This is a genomic window from Streptomyces sp. JLBG701 (assembly GCF_058544905.1).
The window spans coordinates 6,602,866-6,619,814 of record NZ_CM178588.1 but is presented as its reverse complement, the minus strand read 5'-3'; the positions used below and the strand labels follow the sequence as shown (position 1 = coordinate 6,619,814).

General features: G+C 66.0%; 12 protein-coding genes and 2 rRNA genes. 4 read left to right on the top strand and 10 right to left on the bottom strand.

The genetic code is table 11. The annotated features are described in order from the left end of the window. Positions 1 to 17 precede the first annotated feature (17 nt). A 23S ribosomal RNA gene (locus tag AC5DRG_RS30625) occupies positions 18 to 3,140 on the bottom strand. A gap of 308 nt (positions 3,141 to 3,448) precedes the next feature. Then, a 16S ribosomal RNA gene (locus tag AC5DRG_RS30620) occupies positions 3,449 to 4,976 on the bottom strand. Together the 16S and 23S rRNA genes form the textbook arrangement of a ribosomal RNA operon. A 769-nt stretch (positions 4,977 to 5,745) precedes the next feature. Between AC5DRG_RS30620 and trpS the strand changes: the two genes are divergently transcribed. After that, positions 5,746 to 6,795: a tryptophan--tRNA ligase gene (gene trpS / locus AC5DRG_RS30615; RefSeq protein ID WP_491802693.1), complete on the top strand. Its 1,050-nt coding sequence runs from the start codon at positions 5,746 to 5,748 to the stop codon at positions 6,793 to 6,795. Here the strand turns inward: trpS and AC5DRG_RS30610 are convergent. Further along, entirely contained in the window at positions 6,711 to 7,733 is a 1,023-nt protein-coding gene (locus tag AC5DRG_RS30610; RefSeq protein WP_491802692.1) for a GlxA family transcriptional regulator, read from the bottom strand. The genes trpS and AC5DRG_RS30610 overlap by 85 nt on opposite strands. A gap of 75 nt (positions 7,734 to 7,808) precedes the next feature. Here AC5DRG_RS30610 and AC5DRG_RS30605 point away from each other — a divergent pair, with 75 nt between their 5' ends. Beyond that, positions 7,809 to 8,393, top strand: a complete 585-nt coding sequence (locus AC5DRG_RS30605; RefSeq protein WP_491802691.1) for a cysteine hydrolase family protein — start codon at positions 7,809 to 7,811, stop codon at positions 8,391 to 8,393. Between the two features lie 21 nt (positions 8,394 to 8,414). Here AC5DRG_RS30605 and proC read toward each other — a convergent pair whose 3' ends face one another. The 3 genes from proC to AC5DRG_RS30590 form a co-directional block, all read right to left on the bottom strand. After that, positions 8,415 to 9,224, bottom strand: coding sequence for a pyrroline-5-carboxylate reductase (proC, locus tag AC5DRG_RS30600; RefSeq protein ID WP_491802690.1), 810 nt, complete (start codon positions 9,222 to 9,224; stop codon positions 8,415 to 8,417). Positions 9,225 to 9,285: 61 nt separating this feature from the next. Then, positions 9,286 to 10,083, bottom strand: a complete 798-nt coding sequence (locus AC5DRG_RS30595; protein WP_491802689.1) for an ABC transporter permease — start codon at positions 10,081 to 10,083, stop codon at positions 9,286 to 9,288. After that, positions 10,080 to 10,871: an ABC transporter ATP-binding protein gene (locus AC5DRG_RS30590; protein ID WP_491802688.1), complete on the bottom strand. Its 792-nt coding sequence runs from the start codon at positions 10,869 to 10,871 to the stop codon at positions 10,080 to 10,082. The genes AC5DRG_RS30595 and AC5DRG_RS30590 overlap by 4 nt, the downstream gene beginning before the upstream one ends. Before the next feature lie 237 nt (positions 10,872 to 11,108). Between AC5DRG_RS30590 and AC5DRG_RS30585 the strand changes: the two genes are divergently transcribed. After that, the gene (locus AC5DRG_RS30585; RefSeq protein ID WP_491802686.1) at positions 11,109 to 12,536 is read left to right on the top strand and encodes a SulP family inorganic anion transporter; all 1,428 of its coding nucleotides are present in this window, start codon (positions 11,109 to 11,111) and stop codon (positions 12,534 to 12,536) included. Here the strand turns inward: AC5DRG_RS30585 and AC5DRG_RS30580 are convergent. From AC5DRG_RS30580 to AC5DRG_RS30565, 4 genes are all read right to left on the bottom strand, one after another. After that, complete coding sequence (locus AC5DRG_RS30580) at positions 12,500 to 13,270, bottom strand: class I SAM-dependent methyltransferase (protein ID WP_491802685.1); 771 nt, start codon at positions 13,268 to 13,270, stop codon at positions 12,500 to 12,502. The genes AC5DRG_RS30585 and AC5DRG_RS30580 overlap by 37 nt on opposite strands. 112 nt (positions 13,271 to 13,382) lie before the next feature. Beyond that, positions 13,383 to 13,913, bottom strand: coding sequence for an EamA/RhaT family transporter (locus AC5DRG_RS30575; RefSeq protein WP_491802683.1), 531 nt, complete (start codon positions 13,911 to 13,913; stop codon positions 13,383 to 13,385). A gap of 43 nt (positions 13,914 to 13,956) precedes the next feature. Then, positions 13,957 to 14,295: an SH3 domain-containing protein gene (locus AC5DRG_RS30570; RefSeq protein WP_491802682.1), complete on the bottom strand. Its 339-nt coding sequence runs from the start codon at positions 14,293 to 14,295 to the stop codon at positions 13,957 to 13,959. 24 nt (positions 14,296 to 14,319) lie between these two features. Then, a complete protein-coding gene (locus AC5DRG_RS30565) occupies positions 14,320 to 14,640 on the bottom strand; it encodes an SH3 domain-containing protein (protein WP_491802681.1) in 321 nt (106 codons plus the stop codon). A gap of 182 nt (positions 14,641 to 14,822) precedes the next feature. Between AC5DRG_RS30565 and AC5DRG_RS30560 the strand changes: the two genes are divergently transcribed. After that, positions 14,823 to 16,916: a serine/threonine-protein kinase gene (locus tag AC5DRG_RS30560; protein WP_491802680.1), complete on the top strand. Its 2,094-nt coding sequence runs from the start codon at positions 14,823 to 14,825 to the stop codon at positions 16,914 to 16,916. The last annotated feature ends 33 nt before the right edge of the window (positions 16,917 to 16,949 follow it).

The following is a 16,949-nucleotide window of genomic DNA, read 5'->3' as shown; positions in this document are numbered from 1 at the left end:
AGTGGACGCGAGCAACTGAGGACAAGCCCTCGGCCTATTAGTACCAGTCACCTCCACCCGTTACCGGGCTTCCAGATCTGGCCTATCAACCCAGTCGTCTACTGGGAGCCTTAACCCCTCATGGGGGTGGGAATACTCATCTCGAAGCAGGCTTCCCGCTTAGATGCTTTCAGCGGTTATCCCTCCCGAACGTAGCCAACCAGCCATGCCCTTGGCAGAACAACTGGCACACCAGAGGTTCGTCCGTCCCGGTCCTCTCGTACTAGGGACAGCCCTTCTCAATATTCCTGCGCGCGCAGCGGATAGGGACCGAACTGTCTCACGACGTTCTAAACCCAGCTCGCGTACCGCTTTAATGGGCGAACAGCCCAACCCTTGGGACCGACTCCAGCCCCAGGATGCGACGAGCCGACATCGAGGTGCCAAACCATCCCGTCGATATGGACTCTTGGGGAAGATCAGCCTGTTATCCCCGGGGTACCTTTTATCCGTTGAGCGACGGCGCTTCCACAAGCCACCGCCGGATCACTAGTCCCGACTTTCGTCCCTGCTCGACCCGTCGGTCTCACAGTCAAGCTCCCTTGTGCACTTACACTCAACACCTGATTGCCAACCAGGCTGAGGGAACCTTTGGGCGCCTCCGTTACTCTTTAGGAGGCAACCGCCCCAGTTAAACTACCCATCAGACACTGTCCCTGATCCGGATCACGGACCCAGGTTAGACATCCAGCACGACCAGACTGGTATTTCAACGACGACTCCCCCTGAACTGGCGTCCAGAGCTCAAAGTCTCCCAGCTATCCTACACAAGCCGAACCGAACACCAATATCAAACTGTAGTAAAGGTCCCGGGGTCTTTCCGTCCTGCTGCGCGAAACGAGCATCTTTACTCGTAGTGCAATTTCACCGGGCCTATGGTTGAGACAGTCGAGAAGTCGTTACGCCATTCGTGCAGGTCGGAACTTACCCGACAAGGAATTTCGCTACCTTAGGATGGTTATAGTTACCACCGCCGTTTACTGGCGCTTAAGTTCTCAGCTTCGCCAAGACGAATCTTGACTAACCGGTCCCCTTAACGTTCCAGCACCGGGCAGGCGTCAGTCCGTATACATCGCCTTACGGCTTCGCACGGACCTGTGTTTTTAGTAAACAGTCGCTTCTCGCTGGTCTCTGCGGCCACCCCCAGCTCGGAGAGCAAGTCCCCTCACCAGTGATGGCCCCCCTTCTCCCGAAGTTACGGGGGCATTTTGCCGAGTTCCTTAACCATAGTTCACCCGAACGCCTCGGTATTCTCTACCTGACCACCTGAGTCGGTTTAGGGTACGGGCCGCCATGAAACTCGCTAGAGGCTTTTCTCGACAGCATAGGATCATCCACTTCACCACAATCGGCTCGGCATCAGGTCTCACCCTTATACGAGTGGCGGATTTGCCTACCACTCGGGCTACACCCTTACCCCGGGACAACCACCGCCCGGGCTGGACTACCTTCCTGCGTCACCCCATCACTCACCTACTACCACCTTGGGCCGGCGGCTCCACCACTCCCCTCAACTCCGAAGAGATCAGGGCGGCTTCACGGCCTTAGCATTAATGGGCTCGATGTTTGACGCTTCACAGCGGGTACCGGAATATCAACCGGTTATCCATCGACTACGCCTGTCGGCCTCGCCTTAGGTCCCGACTTACCCTGGGCAGATCAGCTTGACCCAGGAACCCTTAGTCAATCGGCGCACACGTTTCCCACGTGTGTATCGCTACTCATGCCTGCATTCTCACTCGTGAACCGTCCACCACTAGCTTCCGCTGCGGCTTCACCCGGCACACGACGCTCCCCTACCCATCCCAGCCGCCGTTGGGCGTATTGCTGGAATGACACGACTTCGGCGGTACGCTTGAGCCCCGCTACATTGTCGGCGCGGAATCACTAGACCAGTGAGCTATTACGCACTCTTTCAAGGGTGGCTGCTTCTAAGCCAACCTCCTGGTTGTCTCTGCGACTCCACATCCTTTCCCACTTAGCGTACGCTTAGGGGCCTTAGTCGATGCTCTGGGCTGTTTCCCTCTCGACCATGGAGCTTATCCCCCACAGTCTCACTGCCGCGCTCTCACTTACCGGCATTCGGAGTTTGGCTAAGGTCAGTAACCCGGTAGGGCCCATCGCCTATCCAGTGCTCTACCTCCGGCAAGAAACACACGACGCTGCACCTAAATGCATTTCGGGGAGAACCAGCTATCACGGAGTTTGATTGGCCTTTCACCCCTAACCACAGGTCATCCCCCAGGTTTTCAACCCTGGTGGGTTCGGTCCTCCACGAAGTCTTACCTCCGCTTCAACCTGCCCATGGCTAGATCACTCCGCTTCGGGTCTTGAGCGCGCTACTGTACCGCCCTGTTCGGACTCGCTTTCGCTACGGCTTCCCCACACGGGTTAACCTCGCAACACACCGCAAACTCGCAGGCTCATTCTTCAAAAGGCACGCAGTCACGAGGATGGAGCAAGCTCCATCCCGACGCTCCCACGGCTTGTAGGCACACGGTTTCAGGTACTATTTCACTCCGCTCCCGCGGTACTTTTCACCATTCCCTCACGGTACTATCCGCTATCGGTCACCAGGGAATATTTAGGCTTAACGGGTGGTCCCGCCAGATTCACACGGGATTTCTCGGGCCCCGTGCTACTTGGGTGTCTCTCAAACGAGCCGCTGACGTTTCGACTACGGGGGTCTTACCCTCTACGCCGGACCTTTCGCATGTCCTTCGCCTACATCAACGGTTTCTGACTCGTCTCACAGCCGGCAGACTGTGAAAGAGAGATCCCACAACCCCGCACACGCAACCCCTGCCGGGTCTCACACGTATACGGTTTGGCCTCATCCGGTTTCGCTCGCCACTACTCCCGGAATCACGGTTGTTTTCTCTTCCTGCGGGTACTGAGATGTTTCACTTCCCCGCGTTCCCTCCACATACCCTATGTGTTCAGGTATGGGTGACAGCCCATGACGACTGCCGGGTTTCCCCATTCGGAAACCCCCGGATCAAAGCCTGGTTGACGACTCCCCGGGGACTATCGTGGCCTCCCACGTCCTTCATCGGTTCCTGGTGCCAAGGCATCCACCGTGCGCCCTTAAAAACTTGGCCACAGATGCTCGCGTCCACTGTGCAGTTCTCAAACAACGACCAACCACCCATCACCCCGCCCTACTCGGCGAGTTCACTGGGGCCGGCACTGAAGGCAGCCTCATCGGCCGTACCCTCAGACACCCAACAGCGTGCCCGACACCCCCGCCACTCGTGATCAGCTTTCCACGCCCCGAAGGACAGTACTCACAGCCCGAGATGACTGACGGTGCCGAATAATCAACGTTCCACCCATGAGCAACCAGCATCGGACGTACGCCGATGTACTGGCCTCTGACCAACCGGAGTCGGTGAGAAGTGCTCCTTAGAAAGGAGGTGATCCAGCCGCACCTTCCGGTACGGCTACCTTGTTACGACTTCGTCCCAATCGCCAGTCCCACCTTCGACAGCTCCCTCCCCGCAAGGGGGTTGGGCCACCGGCTTCGGGTGTTACCGACTTTCGTGACGTGACGGGCGGTGTGTACAAGGCCCGGGAACGTATTCACCGCAGCAATGCTGATCTGCGATTACTAGCAACTCCGACTTCATGGGGTCGAGTTGCAGACCCCAATCCGAACTGAGACAGGCTTTTTGAGATTCGCTCCGCCTCACGGCATCGCAGCTCATTGTACCTGCCATTGTAGCACGTGTGCAGCCCAAGACATAAGGGGCATGATGACTTGACGTCGTCCCCACCTTCCTCCGAGTTGACCCCGGCGGTCTCCTGTGAGTCCCCATCACCCCGAAGGGCATGCTGGCAACACAGAACAAGGGTTGCGCTCGTTGCGGGACTTAACCCAACATCTCACGACACGAGCTGACGACAGCCATGCACCACCTGTACACCGACCACAAGGGGGGCACCATCTCTGATGCTTTCCGGTGTATGTCAAGCCTTGGTAAGGTTCTTCGCGTTGCGTCGAATTAAGCCACATGCTCCGCTGCTTGTGCGGGCCCCCGTCAATTCCTTTGAGTTTTAGCCTTGCGGCCGTACTCCCCAGGCGGGGAACTTAATGCGTTAGCTGCGGCACCGACGACGTGGAATGTCGCCAACACCTAGTTCCCACCGTTTACGGCGTGGACTACCAGGGTATCTAATCCTGTTCGCTCCCCACGCTTTCGCTCCTCAGCGTCAGTAATGGCCCAGAGATCCGCCTTCGCCACCGGTGTTCCTCCTGATATCTGCGCATTTCACCGCTACACCAGGAATTCCGATCTCCCCTACCACACTCTAGTCTGCCCGTATCGAATGCAGACCCGGGGTTAAGCCCCGGGCTTTCACATCCGACGCGACAGACCGCCTACGAGCTCTTTACGCCCAATAATTCCGGACAACGCTTGCGCCCTACGTATTACCGCGGCTGCTGGCACGTAGTTAGCCGGCGCTTCTTCTGCAGGTACCGTCACTTGCGCTTCTTCCCTGCTGAAAGAGGTTTACAACCCGAAGGCCGTCATCCCTCACGCGGCGTCGCTGCATCAGGCTTTCGCCCATTGTGCAATATTCCCCACTGCTGCCTCCCGTAGGAGTCTGGGCCGTGTCTCAGTCCCAGTGTGGCCGGTCGCCCTCTCAGGCCGGCTACCCGTCGTCGCCTTGGTGAGCCACTACCTCACCAACAAGCTGATAGGCCGCGGGCTCATCCTGCACCGCCGGAGCTTTCAACCATCCCAGATGCCCGAGACGGTGTTATCCGGTATTAGACCCCGTTTCCAGGGCTTGTCCCAGAGTGCAGGGCAGATTGCCCACGTGTTACTCACCCGTTCGCCACTAATCCCCACCGAAGCGGTTCATCGTTCGACTTGCATGTGTTAAGCACGCCGCCAGCGTTCGTCCTGAGCCAGGATCAAACTCTCCGTGAATGTTTACCGGTAATCCGGTGCACACATCACGAGAGCGGAACAGCCAGGCGGAATAAGCCCGGCCGTTCACAGCGTCCTCGCTGTGTTTTCTTCAAAGGAACCTCGCCACCGGAAGAATCCGATGGACGGGGCATCAACATATCTGGCGTTGATTTTTGGCACGCTGTTGAGTTCTCAAGGAACGGACGCTTCCTTTGTACTCACCCGAGAGAATCTCTCGTGGCTTTCCTCCGGGCGCTTCCCTTCGGTCTTGCGTTTCCGACTCTATCAGATCCTTTCGGGCCTGATTCCCAGTCAGCGGGGCTTGACTTCCCGGCCGTTGGGCCGTTCCGACGAGTGAGACTTTAGCGGATTCCTCGCTCCCGAGCTAATCGGGGGCTGCGTCCTTTCGAACGCGGATTCCTCATTTCGCGAATACGCACGGCAATGACACGACGACAGATCGAATGACCGACTGGTCGTCGAGTGTTGGCTGGTACTTGCGGAATGGCTGTCCGGGGACCGACCGGGGTCGGCGCTCACGTCGGACAACTCGGAGAACAGTACGGACCGGGTAGAGGCGTGTCAACTCCGCTCCGGACGGCCCCCTGGAGGCGTAACCTGGTCCACATGACTTCGCGTACGTGCACCCATCAGTGGTGGGCCGCCTGACGGCGGCCGTACACACGTATGTACTCAACGGCCGCCGCTTCGGCGGCCGTTCTTGTTTCTCTCTCCAGGGGGTCGGCCGGCCGGTGTGGCGGTCCTGACCAGGAGAGTGGAGAAAGAGATGACGCGGGTCTTCAGTGGGATCAAGCCGACCGGGCACCTGACGCTGGGGAACTACCTGGGGGCCATGCGGCAGTGGGCGGCCGTGGACCAGCACCAGGCCGACTCCCTGTTCTGCATCGTCGATCTGCATGCCCTGACCGTGGACCATGATCCGGCGCGGGTGCGGCGACTCAGTCGGCAGGCGGCGACGCTGTTGCTGGCGGCCGGGCTGGATCCGGAGCTGTGCACCGTGTTCGTACAGAGTCATGTGGACGAGCACGCGCGGCTGTCGTACGTGCTGGAGTGCGTGGCCGGCGACGGCGAGATGCGGCGGATGATCCAGTACAAGGAGAAGGCCGAGCGGGAGCGGGCGCGGGGCGGGAGTGTGCGGCTGTCGCTGTTGACGTATCCCGTGCTGATGGCGGCGGACATTCTGGCCTACGGGACCGATGAGGTGCCTGTCGGTGACGACCAGACCCAGCATGTGGAACTGACCCGGGATCTGGCGATGCGGTTCAACCAGCGGTACGGGCACACGTTTGTGGTGCCTCGGGCCACGCATCCGAAGGTGGGCGCGCGGGTCATGAACCTTCAGGAGCCCAGGTCGAAGATGGGGAAGAGCGATGACGCCGGGCCCGGGATCGTCTATTTGCTGGATGAGCCGGGTGTGGTGCGGAAGAAGGTCATGCGGGCGGTGACCGACAGCGGGCAGGACGTCGTGTACGACCGGGAGGGGCGGCCCGGGGTGGCGAATCTGCTGGAGATCCTCGCGGCGTGCACGGATGGGAACCCATCGGATCTGAGCGGTGTATATGAGTCGTACGGATCTTTGAAGAGGGACACCGCAGAGGCCGTGGTCGAGCTCCTCAGGCCCGTACAGGAAAGGCACAAGGCGTTGTGCGCGGATCCTGGCTATGTGGAGGGGGTGCTTCGGGATGGTGCGGAGCGGGCTCGGGCGATGGCGCGGCCGACCGTGGATACCGCCTATCGCGCGATCGGGCTGCTGCCGTCGACCGGATCGGATACCGCCGCTCGCGGTGCCGGTGTCGTGGTGAACGCGGTGCGGTAGGCGCGTGGGCTGGTGGCGAGGCGCGATGCGAAGTGCTGGCGCATGGTGACCTCGCTGCCGAAGCCTGCGCGGCGGGCGACCTCGGGCATAGGGAGGTCGGTGCGTTCCAGGAGCTTCTGTGCGGCGGCGATGCGCTGGTCGAGGAGCCAGCGGAGCGGGGTCGTGCCGGTCTCCGCGGTGAAGTGGCGGGCGAAGGAGCGCGCGGACATGCCGGCGTGGGCGGCCAGATCGGCGACGGTGAGTGGTTCGTGGAGGTGGCGCAGAGCGTGTTCGCGTACGGCGGCGAGGGTGTCGGCGTCGCGGTCCGCACGTGGGGTGGCGTGCTCGATGAACTGTGCCTGGGTTCCGGTGCGGAAGGGGGCCGTGACCATGGAGCGGGCGATGGTGGCGGCGGACTCGGCTCCGTGGGCGGTGCGTACCAGGTGGAGGCAGAGGTCGATGCCGGCGGCTGTGCCGGCAGCGGTCCAGATGTTGTCGTCCTCGATGAACAGGGCGTCGGGGACGACGGTGACGTGGGGGTGATGGGTGCGGAGGAGGTCGACGAGGCTCCAGTGGGTGATCGCGCGGCGTCCGTCGAGGAGGCCGGCCTGGGCGAGGGTGAAGGCGCCGCCGCAGAGGGCGGCGATGGTGGTGCCGCGGGTGTGGGCGCGATGTAGGGCGTCGAGGACGGGGGTGGGTGCGGGTGTGAGGTGGTCGTCGAGGCCGGGGATCACGATGAGGTCGGCGCGGGACAGCCAGGTGAGGGTGCGGTCGGGAAGGAGGGTGAGGCCGCCGCGCATCGGGATCGGTGTGGTGGTGTCGACGGCGACTCGGCGCAGGTCGAAGGCGGGGGCGCCGCGGTCGGTGCGGTCGTTGCCCCAGACCTCGGTGATGACGGAGACGTCGAAGGCACGGATGCCGGGGAAGGCGACGAGGGCCACGCGGTACGCACTGTCCACGTCTGGCAGTAAACCATCGATCGATGACTTCGGTAGTGCTGGGAGCGGCCGGGCCGGGGCGGCACGATCGAGGTCATGGACATCGCAGAGAACGCAGCGTTGGTGGTCGTGGACGTGCAGAAGGGCTTCGAGGAGCTCGGCTTCTGGGGGCCGCGGAACAATCCGGCGGCGGACGACAACATCGGGTCGCTGATCGACGTATGGCAGGCGACCGAGCGGCCGGTCGTGTTCGTACGGCACGACTCGTCGCAGCCGGGGTCGCCGTTGCGGCCGGGGTATGAGGGCAACGGGTTCAAGGAGTACGTGGAACAGCGGAGGGGGAAGGGAGGCGGTGCCGAGCTGCTGGTGACCAAGACGGTGAACTCGGCGTTTCTCGGGACGCCGGATCTGGGCGACTGGCTGCGGGCAGCCGGGATCTCCCAGATCGTGGTGGCCGGAATCCAGACGAACATGTGCGCCGAGACGACGGCTCGGATGGGCGGGAATCTCGGGTACGACGTGCTTTTCGCGTACGACGCGACGTACACCTTCGACCTGGAGGGGCCGTTCGGCTGGCGGCGGAGTGCCGAGGAGATCGCTCAGGCGAGTGCGGTGAGCCTGCACGGGGGCGGCTTCGCGCGCGTGGTGACCACGAAGGAGATCGTGGACGCGGCGGCGTGACCTGCCGCCGCGCCCCGGGTGTCAGCTGTTGCCGGAGGCCAGTTGGCGGCTGCGGTCGCGGGCGGCTTCGAGGGCGGCGATGAGGGCTGCTCGTACGCCGTGGTTCTCGAGTTCGCGGATGGCGTTGATGGTGGTGCCGGCTGGGGAGGTGACGTTCTCGCGGAGCTTGACCGGGTGTTCGCCGCTGTCGCGGAGCATGACGGCCGCGCCGATCGCGGACTGGACGATCAGGTCGTGGGCCTTGTCGCGGGGCAGGCCGAGGAGGATGCCGGCGTCGGTCATGGCTTCGACCAGGTAGAAGAAGTACGCCGGGCCCGAGCCGGAGAGGGCGGTGCAGGCGTCCTGCTGGGACTCGGGGACGCGGAGCGTCTTGCCGACTGCGCCGAAGATCTCCTCGGCGTGGGCGAGGTGGGCCTCGGTGGCGTGGCTGCCGGCGGAGATGACGGACATGGCCTCGTCGACGAGGGCGGGGGTGTTCGTCATTACACGGACGACCGGAGTGCCGGCGGCGAGGCGCTCCTCGAAGAAGGAGGTGGGGATGCCCGCGGCGCCGCTGATGATCAGGCGGTCGGCGGGGACGTGGGGGGCGAGTTCGTCGAGGAGGGTGCCCATGTCCTGCGGTTTGACCGTGAGGATCAGGGTGTCGGCGGTCTTGGCGGCTTCCGGGTTGGTGACCGGGGTGACTCCGTAGCGGGCGCGGAGTTCATTGGCCCGCTCCTGGCGGCGGGCGGTGACCAGGAGGTCGGCCGGCGCCCAGCCGCCCCGGATCATTCCGCTGAGCAGGGCTTCGCCGATCTTGCCGGTGCCGAGGACTGCGACTTTCTGGGTCATGGGTTCATCCTCGCACTGGCGGTGCGGGGCCGGAGGTGGCTGTCCGGCTGGCGGAACGCGGCTACGCCGTGCGCCTCCTGAGGGTGGCCGCGCCCAGTCCCAGTACGAGCAGCGCGCAGCCCGCCACGATCAGGGCGTCGCGTACGAAGTTGGCGGTCATGTCGGTGTGCTTGAGGACCTCGTTCATGCCGTCGACTGCGTAGGACATGGGGAGGACGTTGGAGATGGCCTCCAGGACGGGGTGCATGTTGGAGCGGGGGGTGAACAGGCCGCAGAGGAGGAGTTGGGGGAAGATCACGGCCGGCATGAACTGGACCGCCTGGAACTCCGAGGACGCGAAGGCGGAGACGAAGAGACCGAGGGCGGTGCCGAGAAGGGCGTCGAGGAGGGCGACCAGCAGCAGGAGCCAGGGGGAGCCGGTGACGTCCAGGCCGAGGAACCACACCGCCAGGCCGGTCGCCAGGGCCGACTGGATGATGGCGAGCGTGCCGAACGCGAGTGCGTAGCCGGCGATGAGGTCGCCTTTGCCGAGGGGCATGGCGAGGAGGCGTTCGAGGGTGCCGGAGGTTCGTTCGCGCAGGGTGGCGATGGACGTGACCAGGAACATCGTGATCAGCGGGAAGATCCCGAGGAGTGAGGCGCCGATGCTGTCGAACGTGTGTGGGCTGCCGTCGAAGACGTAGCGCAGCAGGAGCAGCATCACGCAGGGGATCAGGATCATCATCGCGATCGTGCGCGGGTCGTGGCGGAGCTGGCCGAGGACCCGGGCCGCGGTGGCGGTGGTGCGAGAGGCGTTGAGGGCGGTGCTGGGGGCCGGCGCCGGCGTCATCGTCGTAGTCGATGTGCTCGTCGTACTCATCGGGCCGTCTCCTTGTCGTGGGCGGCCGCGATCGCTTCGTCGACCAGGTGCAGGAATGCCGCTTCGACGGTCTCCGAGCCGGTACGGGTGCGGAGGGCGTCCGGGGTGTCGTCGGCGAGGATCTCGCCCTCGCGCATCAGGAGGAGGCGGTGGCAGCGCTCGGCCTCGTCCATGACGTGGGAGGAGATGAGGAGGGTCGCGCCGCGGGTGGCGGCGATGTCGTGGAAGAGGTTCCACAGGTCGCGGCGCAGGACCGGGTCGAGGCCGACGGTGGGTTCGTCGAGGACCAGGAGTTCGGGGGTGCCGAGCAGGGCGACCGCGAGGGAGACGCGGCTGCGTTGGCCGCCGGAGAGGTTGCCGGCGAGGGAGTCGGCGTGGGAGGTGAGGTCGACTTCGGTGATGACTCGGGTGACGTCGGCGCGGCGGCGGTCGGCGGCGGCGCGGCCGGGGTCGAGGATCGCGGCGAAGTAGGCGAGGTTCTGGCGGACGGTCAGGTCGTCGTAGACGGAGGGGGCTTGGGTGACGTAGCCGATGCGGGTGCGGAGGGTGGGGTGGCCGGCGGATTGGCCTAGGACGTTCAGGGTGCCGGTGACCTTGGCCTGGGTGCCGACGATCGCGCGCATGAGGGTCGACTTGCCGCATCCGGAGGGGCCGAGCAGGCCGGTGATCTGGCCGCGCGGGACAGTGAAGTCGAGGCCGCGCAGGACGGTGCGGGGGCCGCGGACGACGGTGAGGCCGGCGGCGCGGACGGCCGGTGGGGAGGTGGCAGGAGACTTGTAATTCACCATGCGATGAATAATCCTCTCGGACCGGTGTGCCGTCAAGCAGGGTGCATTCGGCGGCGCAGGCGTGTGGCGGGGTGATCGGAAGCGGGGGATCCGGTCCGGACGCCTCCGGATGCCCCGAGCAGCGGCGCGAATCCGCTGCGCGACCAACCCCCTTTCCTGACAATGGATTTCAGTTGCCGTGCCCTCCCCCGGCCCGGCGCCCACGCATCTCCCCTGATCTCTGGAGGTGCTTTTGTCATGAGCTGTGCCGTACGGAAAGCAGATCTGTCCGCTTCCCTGGTCGTGTTCCTCGTCGCGCTGCCGCTATGTGTGGGCGTCGCCATAGCCTCCGGAGTGCCGGCCGAACTGGGGCTGGTCACCGGGATCGTCGGCGGGCTGGTCGCCGGGGTGCTGCCCGGCAGCAGCCTCCAGGTGAGCGGGCCGGCGGCGGGGCTGACCGTGCTCGTGTACGAGGCCGTGCGGGCGTACGGCGTCGAGGCGCTCGGGGTGCTGGTGTTCGCGGCCGGGCTGGTGCAGCTCGGGCTGGGGGCACTGCGGCTCGGGCGGTGGTTCCGGGCCGTGTCCGCGGCCGTCGTGCAGGGGATGCTCGCCGGGATCGGGCTCGTACTGGTCGCCGGTCAGGTGTACGCGCTGGGCGACGTGGCCGCGCCGGCGAGCGGGCTCGGGAAGCTCGCCGGGCTGGTGTCGCTGCCCGGGCGGGTGGATCCGGTGGCGTTGTCAGTGGGGGGTGCCACCATCGTCGTACTGCTGCTGTGGCCGCTGTCGCGGCGGGGGGCTCGGCTGGTGCCCGGGCCGCTCGTCGCGGTGGGGCTGGCGGCGGCGGTGACCGGGGTGTTCGACCTGGATGTGCGACGGGTGGAGGTGCGGGGGCTACTGGAGGCCGTGCGGGTGCCTTCGGTGGGCGATTTCGGGCGACTGACGGAAGTGGGGGTGATCGGGACGGTCGTGGCGTTCGCGCTGATCGCCTCGGCGGACTACGACCGGGAGTTGATGGCGCAGGGCGCTGGGAACTCGGTGTGTGGGCTGCTGGGCGCGTTGCCGATGACCGCGGTGATCGTGTGGAGTGCGGCTGGGGGTCCCCCCGCTGGGGGAGTGCACGCCAGGGCGCGGACCAAGGTTCCGCGGGTGCTGCACGGGGTGTGGCTGCTGCTCTTCGCAGCCGTGGTGCCCGGTGCCCTCGGGGTGATTCCGGTGGCCGCGCTGGCCGGGCTGCTCGTGCACGCCGGGTGCAAAGTCGTGCCGGTGCGGGAGGTGCGGGGGCTGTGGCGTGGGCATCGGGGAGAGGTGGTCGTGCTGGGGGTGACGGCCGTCGCGACCATGGTCGGGAATCTGTTCGAGGGGGTGTTGGTCGGGCTGGCGCTGGCCGTGGCGAAGACCGCGTGGGACATCAGCCATGTGCACGTGGAGACCGAGGACCGGGGCGAGGCGGGGATCGTCGTACGGGTGCTGGGGCACGCGACGTTTCTGCGGCTGCCGAAACTGTTGGACGCGTTGGAGGCGTTGCCGCACGACCGGGAGGTGCGGCTGGAGTTGGGCGGGCTGCGGCATGTGGACCATGCGTGTGCGGCGGCGTTGGAGGGGTGGGCCGCGGGGCGGGGGCAGGAGTTGGGGGGTGTTGGGCCGGGTGGTCACGCGTTGGTGGCGACCAGCAGGTCCACGTCGTAGGTCTCCTCCACGACTCCGTCCGGGAAGACCGTGCGCAGGTGGTCGCGCTCCTCGGCGAGGAAAGCCGCGCCGGCCTCCTTGTCGTGGACCAGGAACATCGAGTGGCTGCCCATGTTCGCCAGGTGCGTGTCGACGGGGACGCGGCGGCTCCAGCGGACCAGGCGGCGGGTGAAGTCGAGGCGGCCGGAGGGGTCGGCGGCGCGGGTGATGGCCCCGTTCGTCGCGACCAGGGAGTCGGAGTCGGTGCCGAAGAAGCGCTCGACGCGGTGGATCTGTTCGTTGATCCACGGGACGTCCCGGGCATACGTGTTCCACCACAGGGCGAGCGCCCCGCCCGGGCGCAGGACGCGCTGCGCCTCCGGCACCGCGTGGTCCGGGTCGGTCCAGTGCCAGGCCTGGGCGTAGGTGAGGAAGTCGACGGAAGCGTCGGCCAGCGGGAGGGCGTTGCCGCTGCCGCGGACGATCGGCACGTCGGGGAGGGTGCGGCGGAACTGGGCCGCCATGCCGTCTCCGGGTTCGACGGCGATGACCTCGGCGCCGCGGGCGTGCAGGAGGGCGGTCGCTATGCCGGTACCGGCGCCGACGTCCGCGACGCGGGAGGCGGCGAGGGGGCGGCCGGCCAGGTCTTCGACGGCGTCGAGGAGGGCGGGAGGGTAGGAGGGGCGGTTCGCCGCGTACTGGGCCGCGGCGGCGTTGAAGGAGTGGGCCCGGGTGGCGTGGGACGAGACCGTCATACGGCCATGGTGGTGGGAGTGGAGTAAGAGGGGCAGGCGGTTTTCGGTAAGAAGCGACGGGATGGACCGACGGGATGGCGGGATTCCGGGATTACGTGCCCGCCGGTCGCGGTCAGGAGCGGCGGCGCTTCTTCGACGGGTTGCCGGTGCGGCGTTTGCTGCGCTTGTCGTACTGGGCCTTGGCCGTCTCGTACTCCTCGCGGCGCAGCTTCTCGCCGGGGGCCTCCGTGAGGGAGCGGAAGAAGTACGCGAGGAGGGAGCCGACGAAGCCGATGGCCAGGAGGCCGCGGAGAGAGGCCTGGCCCTGGCGGTCGGGGTCGGGGCGCTTGCCGAAGCTGTCCCAGGTGTGGCGGAAGGCCAGCGCGCTGCACACGGCGAACATGACGACGACCAGGAGCGTCACGAGGCTGCCGACGTCCGCGATCTGGAGGTCGTCGTAGGCGAAACGGAGGACGAGGCAGGAGGCGGCTGCGGCGGCGAGAGAGCCGACGGCTGCGGCGATGCGGCGGGGGGTGTAGCCGTTGTAGCCGTTGTCGTGGTTCAGCCAGGTGGTGCCGAAGAAGCGGAGGGGTTCGGGGCGGGGGCCGGTGGGGGTGCCGGTGGAGCCCGCGGGGGTTGCCGGGGTGCCGATTTCGTCGCTCACGGGACGATTATGGCTCCGGGTGGGCCGCGGGCTCCCTCTGGGCTCAGGAGCAGCGGGCGGCTACGTAGCCGTCGCTGCCGGTGTTCACATAGGCGTCCGAGACGTACTCGCCGTTGTCGATGTTGTCCCAGATGTTCGACGTGCCGTACGGACCCGTCACCGTCTCACCCGGCCGCTGGCAGTAGATCGTGACTTTGGCGCCCTCCGGCAGGACGCGGACGATGGTGTAGGTGGTGCCGGGGCCGCTGCGGACGTTCAACCGGTAGCCCGGTGCGACCGAGTAGGTGTTGGCCGCGGTGGCGGTCGGTGACACGCCGAGCACCAGGAGAAAGGCGCCGGTGGCGGCCACGAGCAGGATGGACAAGCGTCTGCGGAGTGTCATGTGGTCTCCCCGTTGTCGGTCTGATCAGGCGCAGCGGTCGGTGACGTAACCGTCGCTTCCCGTGTTCACGTAGGCGTCCGAGACGTACTCGCCGTCGTCGATGTTGTCCCAGATCTTGCTCGTGCCGTACGGGCCCGTGACCGTCGTGCCGGGTGTCTGGCAGAAGATCGGGACGCGCGCGCCCTCGGGCAGGACGCGGACGACGGTGTAGTTGGTGCCGGGCCCCCGGCGGACGTTGAGACGGACGCCCGGTGCGACCGGGTAGGTGCGCACGGCCGCGGCCGCCAGTGTCGTGACGGCCTCTTCCTCGCCGCCCGCTGTGGCCTCAGTTCGGTCAACAGACATGAAAAGCCTCCCCCGTTGGACCCCATGACTGCCATGGGGTCCCGTTGATTCCCCTAAAACACGCCATGAAACACATATGCGTAACTCGCACAGGGAGGCTAGCAAGCCGCCTCCGTCTCGTACGTGTCATCGACTAGGCTCCGTGCGTCGCGCGCGCGGACGAACAGCACGGGGGTGGTTCCATGGCGCCACAGCGCAACACCGGAGCGGGCGCGGAAGCGGAACTTCCCGAGTACGCCGGTCACTACCGCCTGGAGTCCTGCCTGGGCTCCGGCGGCATGGGCGTGGTCCATCTGGCGCGCAGTACCTCGGGGATGAAGCTCGCGGTGAAGGTCGTACATGCCGAGTTCGCGAGGGATCCCGAGTTCAGGGGGCGTTTTCGGCAGGAGGTGGCTGCGGCCCGGAGGGTCAGCGGTGCCTTCACCGCGTCCGTCGTCGATGCCGATCCGGAGGCCGAACGGCCCTGGATGGCCACGCTGTTCATCCCGGGTCCGACCCTGTCCGAACAGGTGAAGCGGAATGGGCCCATGGCCCCGGCCCAGTTGCGCCGACTGATGGCCGGGCTCGCCGAGGCGCTGCGCGACATCCATCGGGTCGGCGTCGTGCACCGGGATCTGAAGCCGAGCAACGTGCTACTCGCCGAGGACGGGCCGAAGGTCATCGACTTCGGCATTTCCCGGCCAAAGGACAGCGAACTGCGCACCGAGACCGGGAAGTTGATCGGTACGCCGCCGTTCATGGCACCCGAACAGTTCCGGCGGCCCCGGGAGGTCGGACCTGCCGCCGACATCTTCGCGCTCGGGTCCGTGCTGGTGCATGCGGCGACCGGGCGCGGGCCGTTCGACTCCGACAGCCCATACGTCGTCGCCTACCAGGTGGTGCATGACGAGCCGGATCTGACCGGCGTACCGGAGGATCTCGTACCGCTGGTGGTGCGTTGTCTCGCCAAGGAGCCGGACGACCGACCCACACCGGACGAACTCATGCGGGAACTGAGGTCCGTGGCGGCCTCGTACGACACGCAGGTGTTCGTGCCTGCGCAGCGCACGGGGGATGGGGCGAGGCCCGAGCCGCTCGTCGGGCAGCGGGAACGACGCCCCGGGAAACGCCTCCGCAAGCAGGCGGCAATGGCGGCCGGGGCGCTGGGCCTTGTCGTGGGCGGCACGGTCGCGTCGGTTCAGTTGCTCGGCGACGGTGACCCTCCGGCGAAGGGCGCGACGTCCCAGAGTACGGCGGCCAAGTTCAGCGCGTGGGAGGCGAGCCCCGGGGGCGATGGCGCGGGGCTGGCCCAATGCGCCGACGGGGCAGGGAAGTTGATCTGCTCGCAGCCGGGGCTGCTCTTCGCCCTCGACCCGTCCGACGGAACCCTGCTCTGGAAGCAGCCCATCGCCAAGACGCACACGAGCGGACCACCGTTCGTGTCCGGCGGCCTCGTCCAGCCGGGGATGGACGAAGGCCGAAGTCTGCTGGCGCTCGACCCCGCCTCGGGCGGGACGCGTTGGCAGCGGAACGTTCCGGCGTACACCGGGATACAGCAGGCCGGCGGCATGCTCCTGCTCACCGGCGCCAGTGGGACGGTCACCGGTGTGGACAGCGCTTCGGGAGAGGTGAAGTGGAGCCACCGGATACCCGGTCAGAAAGTGCCGTATTTCGACACGTTCACCGGGGACTCGTTGGCGTACGCGACGAGGTCGTCCGACGACGGGTCGAGTACGCGTGTCACAGCCGTGGATCCCGTCACGGGTGACGTGCGGTGGGACGCACGGCTTGATGGGCTGCTGAAGCCTTTCGGCGCCACGGACGGATCCGTCTTCTTCCTCAACACCGACCAGGACTACAGCGCCACGAACGCCGTGGTCCGCTACACCCCGGAGTCCAAGGCATCGCGCCGCGTGGCCCTGTCCGTCCCGCGAACCGGGGCCCACGCCACCGTGCGCGGGAACCGTGTCTACGTCCTGGCCTCAGGGGGTTCCCTGGAGGCCATCGACATGAACGCGCGAAAGCAGCTGTGGCATATCCAGACCTCGGTGAGCCGGAGTTCCGCGCCCGTCACCGACGACGGTCATGTGTACTTCACCGCTGCCGACGGGCGGCTGCTCGCGGTGGACGCCCGTGCGGGGACACTCGTCGGGCAGACATCGCCGCGGCTCGGTACCGACTCGGACGGAATCCTCGGTTCGCTGAACGAGCCCGTCATCATCAACGGCCACATCTACACCACCGCCCCCGACGGCACCGTCTTCGCCGTAGACGCCGACAACCCATCAGCCTGGTAACCCGCACGCAAAAGGGCCGCCCCCAAACCGAAG

Coding starts and splice junctions, on each gene's coding strand:
- AC5DRG_RS30580 (WP_491802685.1), bottom strand. CDS start 13,270: ATGACGGTCTCGTCCCACGCCACCCGGGCCCACTCCTTCAACGCCGCC.
- AC5DRG_RS30565 (WP_491802681.1), bottom strand. CDS start 14,640: ATGTCTGTTGACCGAACTGAGGCCACAGCGGGCGGCGAGGAAGAGGCC.
- AC5DRG_RS30560 (WP_491802680.1), top strand. CDS start 14,823: ATGGCGCCACAGCGCAACACCGGAGCGGGCGCGGAAGCGGAACTTCCC.
- AC5DRG_RS30590 (WP_491802688.1), bottom strand. CDS start 10,871: ATGGTGAATTACAAGTCTCCTGCCACCTCCCCACCGGCCGTCCGCGCC.
- AC5DRG_RS30570 (WP_491802682.1), bottom strand. CDS start 14,295: ATGACACTCCGCAGACGCTTGTCCATCCTGCTCGTGGCCGCCACCGGC.
- trpS (WP_491802693.1), top strand. CDS start 5,746: ATGACGCGGGTCTTCAGTGGGATCAAGCCGACCGGGCACCTGACGCTG.
- AC5DRG_RS30585 (WP_491802686.1), top strand. CDS start 11,109: ATGAGCTGTGCCGTACGGAAAGCAGATCTGTCCGCTTCCCTGGTCGTG.
- proC (WP_491802690.1), bottom strand. CDS start 9,224: ATGACCCAGAAAGTCGCAGTCCTCGGCACCGGCAAGATCGGCGAAGCC.
- AC5DRG_RS30595 (WP_491802689.1), bottom strand. CDS start 10,083: ATGAGTACGACGAGCACATCGACTACGACGATGACGCCGGCGCCGGCC.
- AC5DRG_RS30605 (WP_491802691.1), top strand. CDS start 7,809: ATGGACATCGCAGAGAACGCAGCGTTGGTGGTCGTGGACGTGCAGAAG.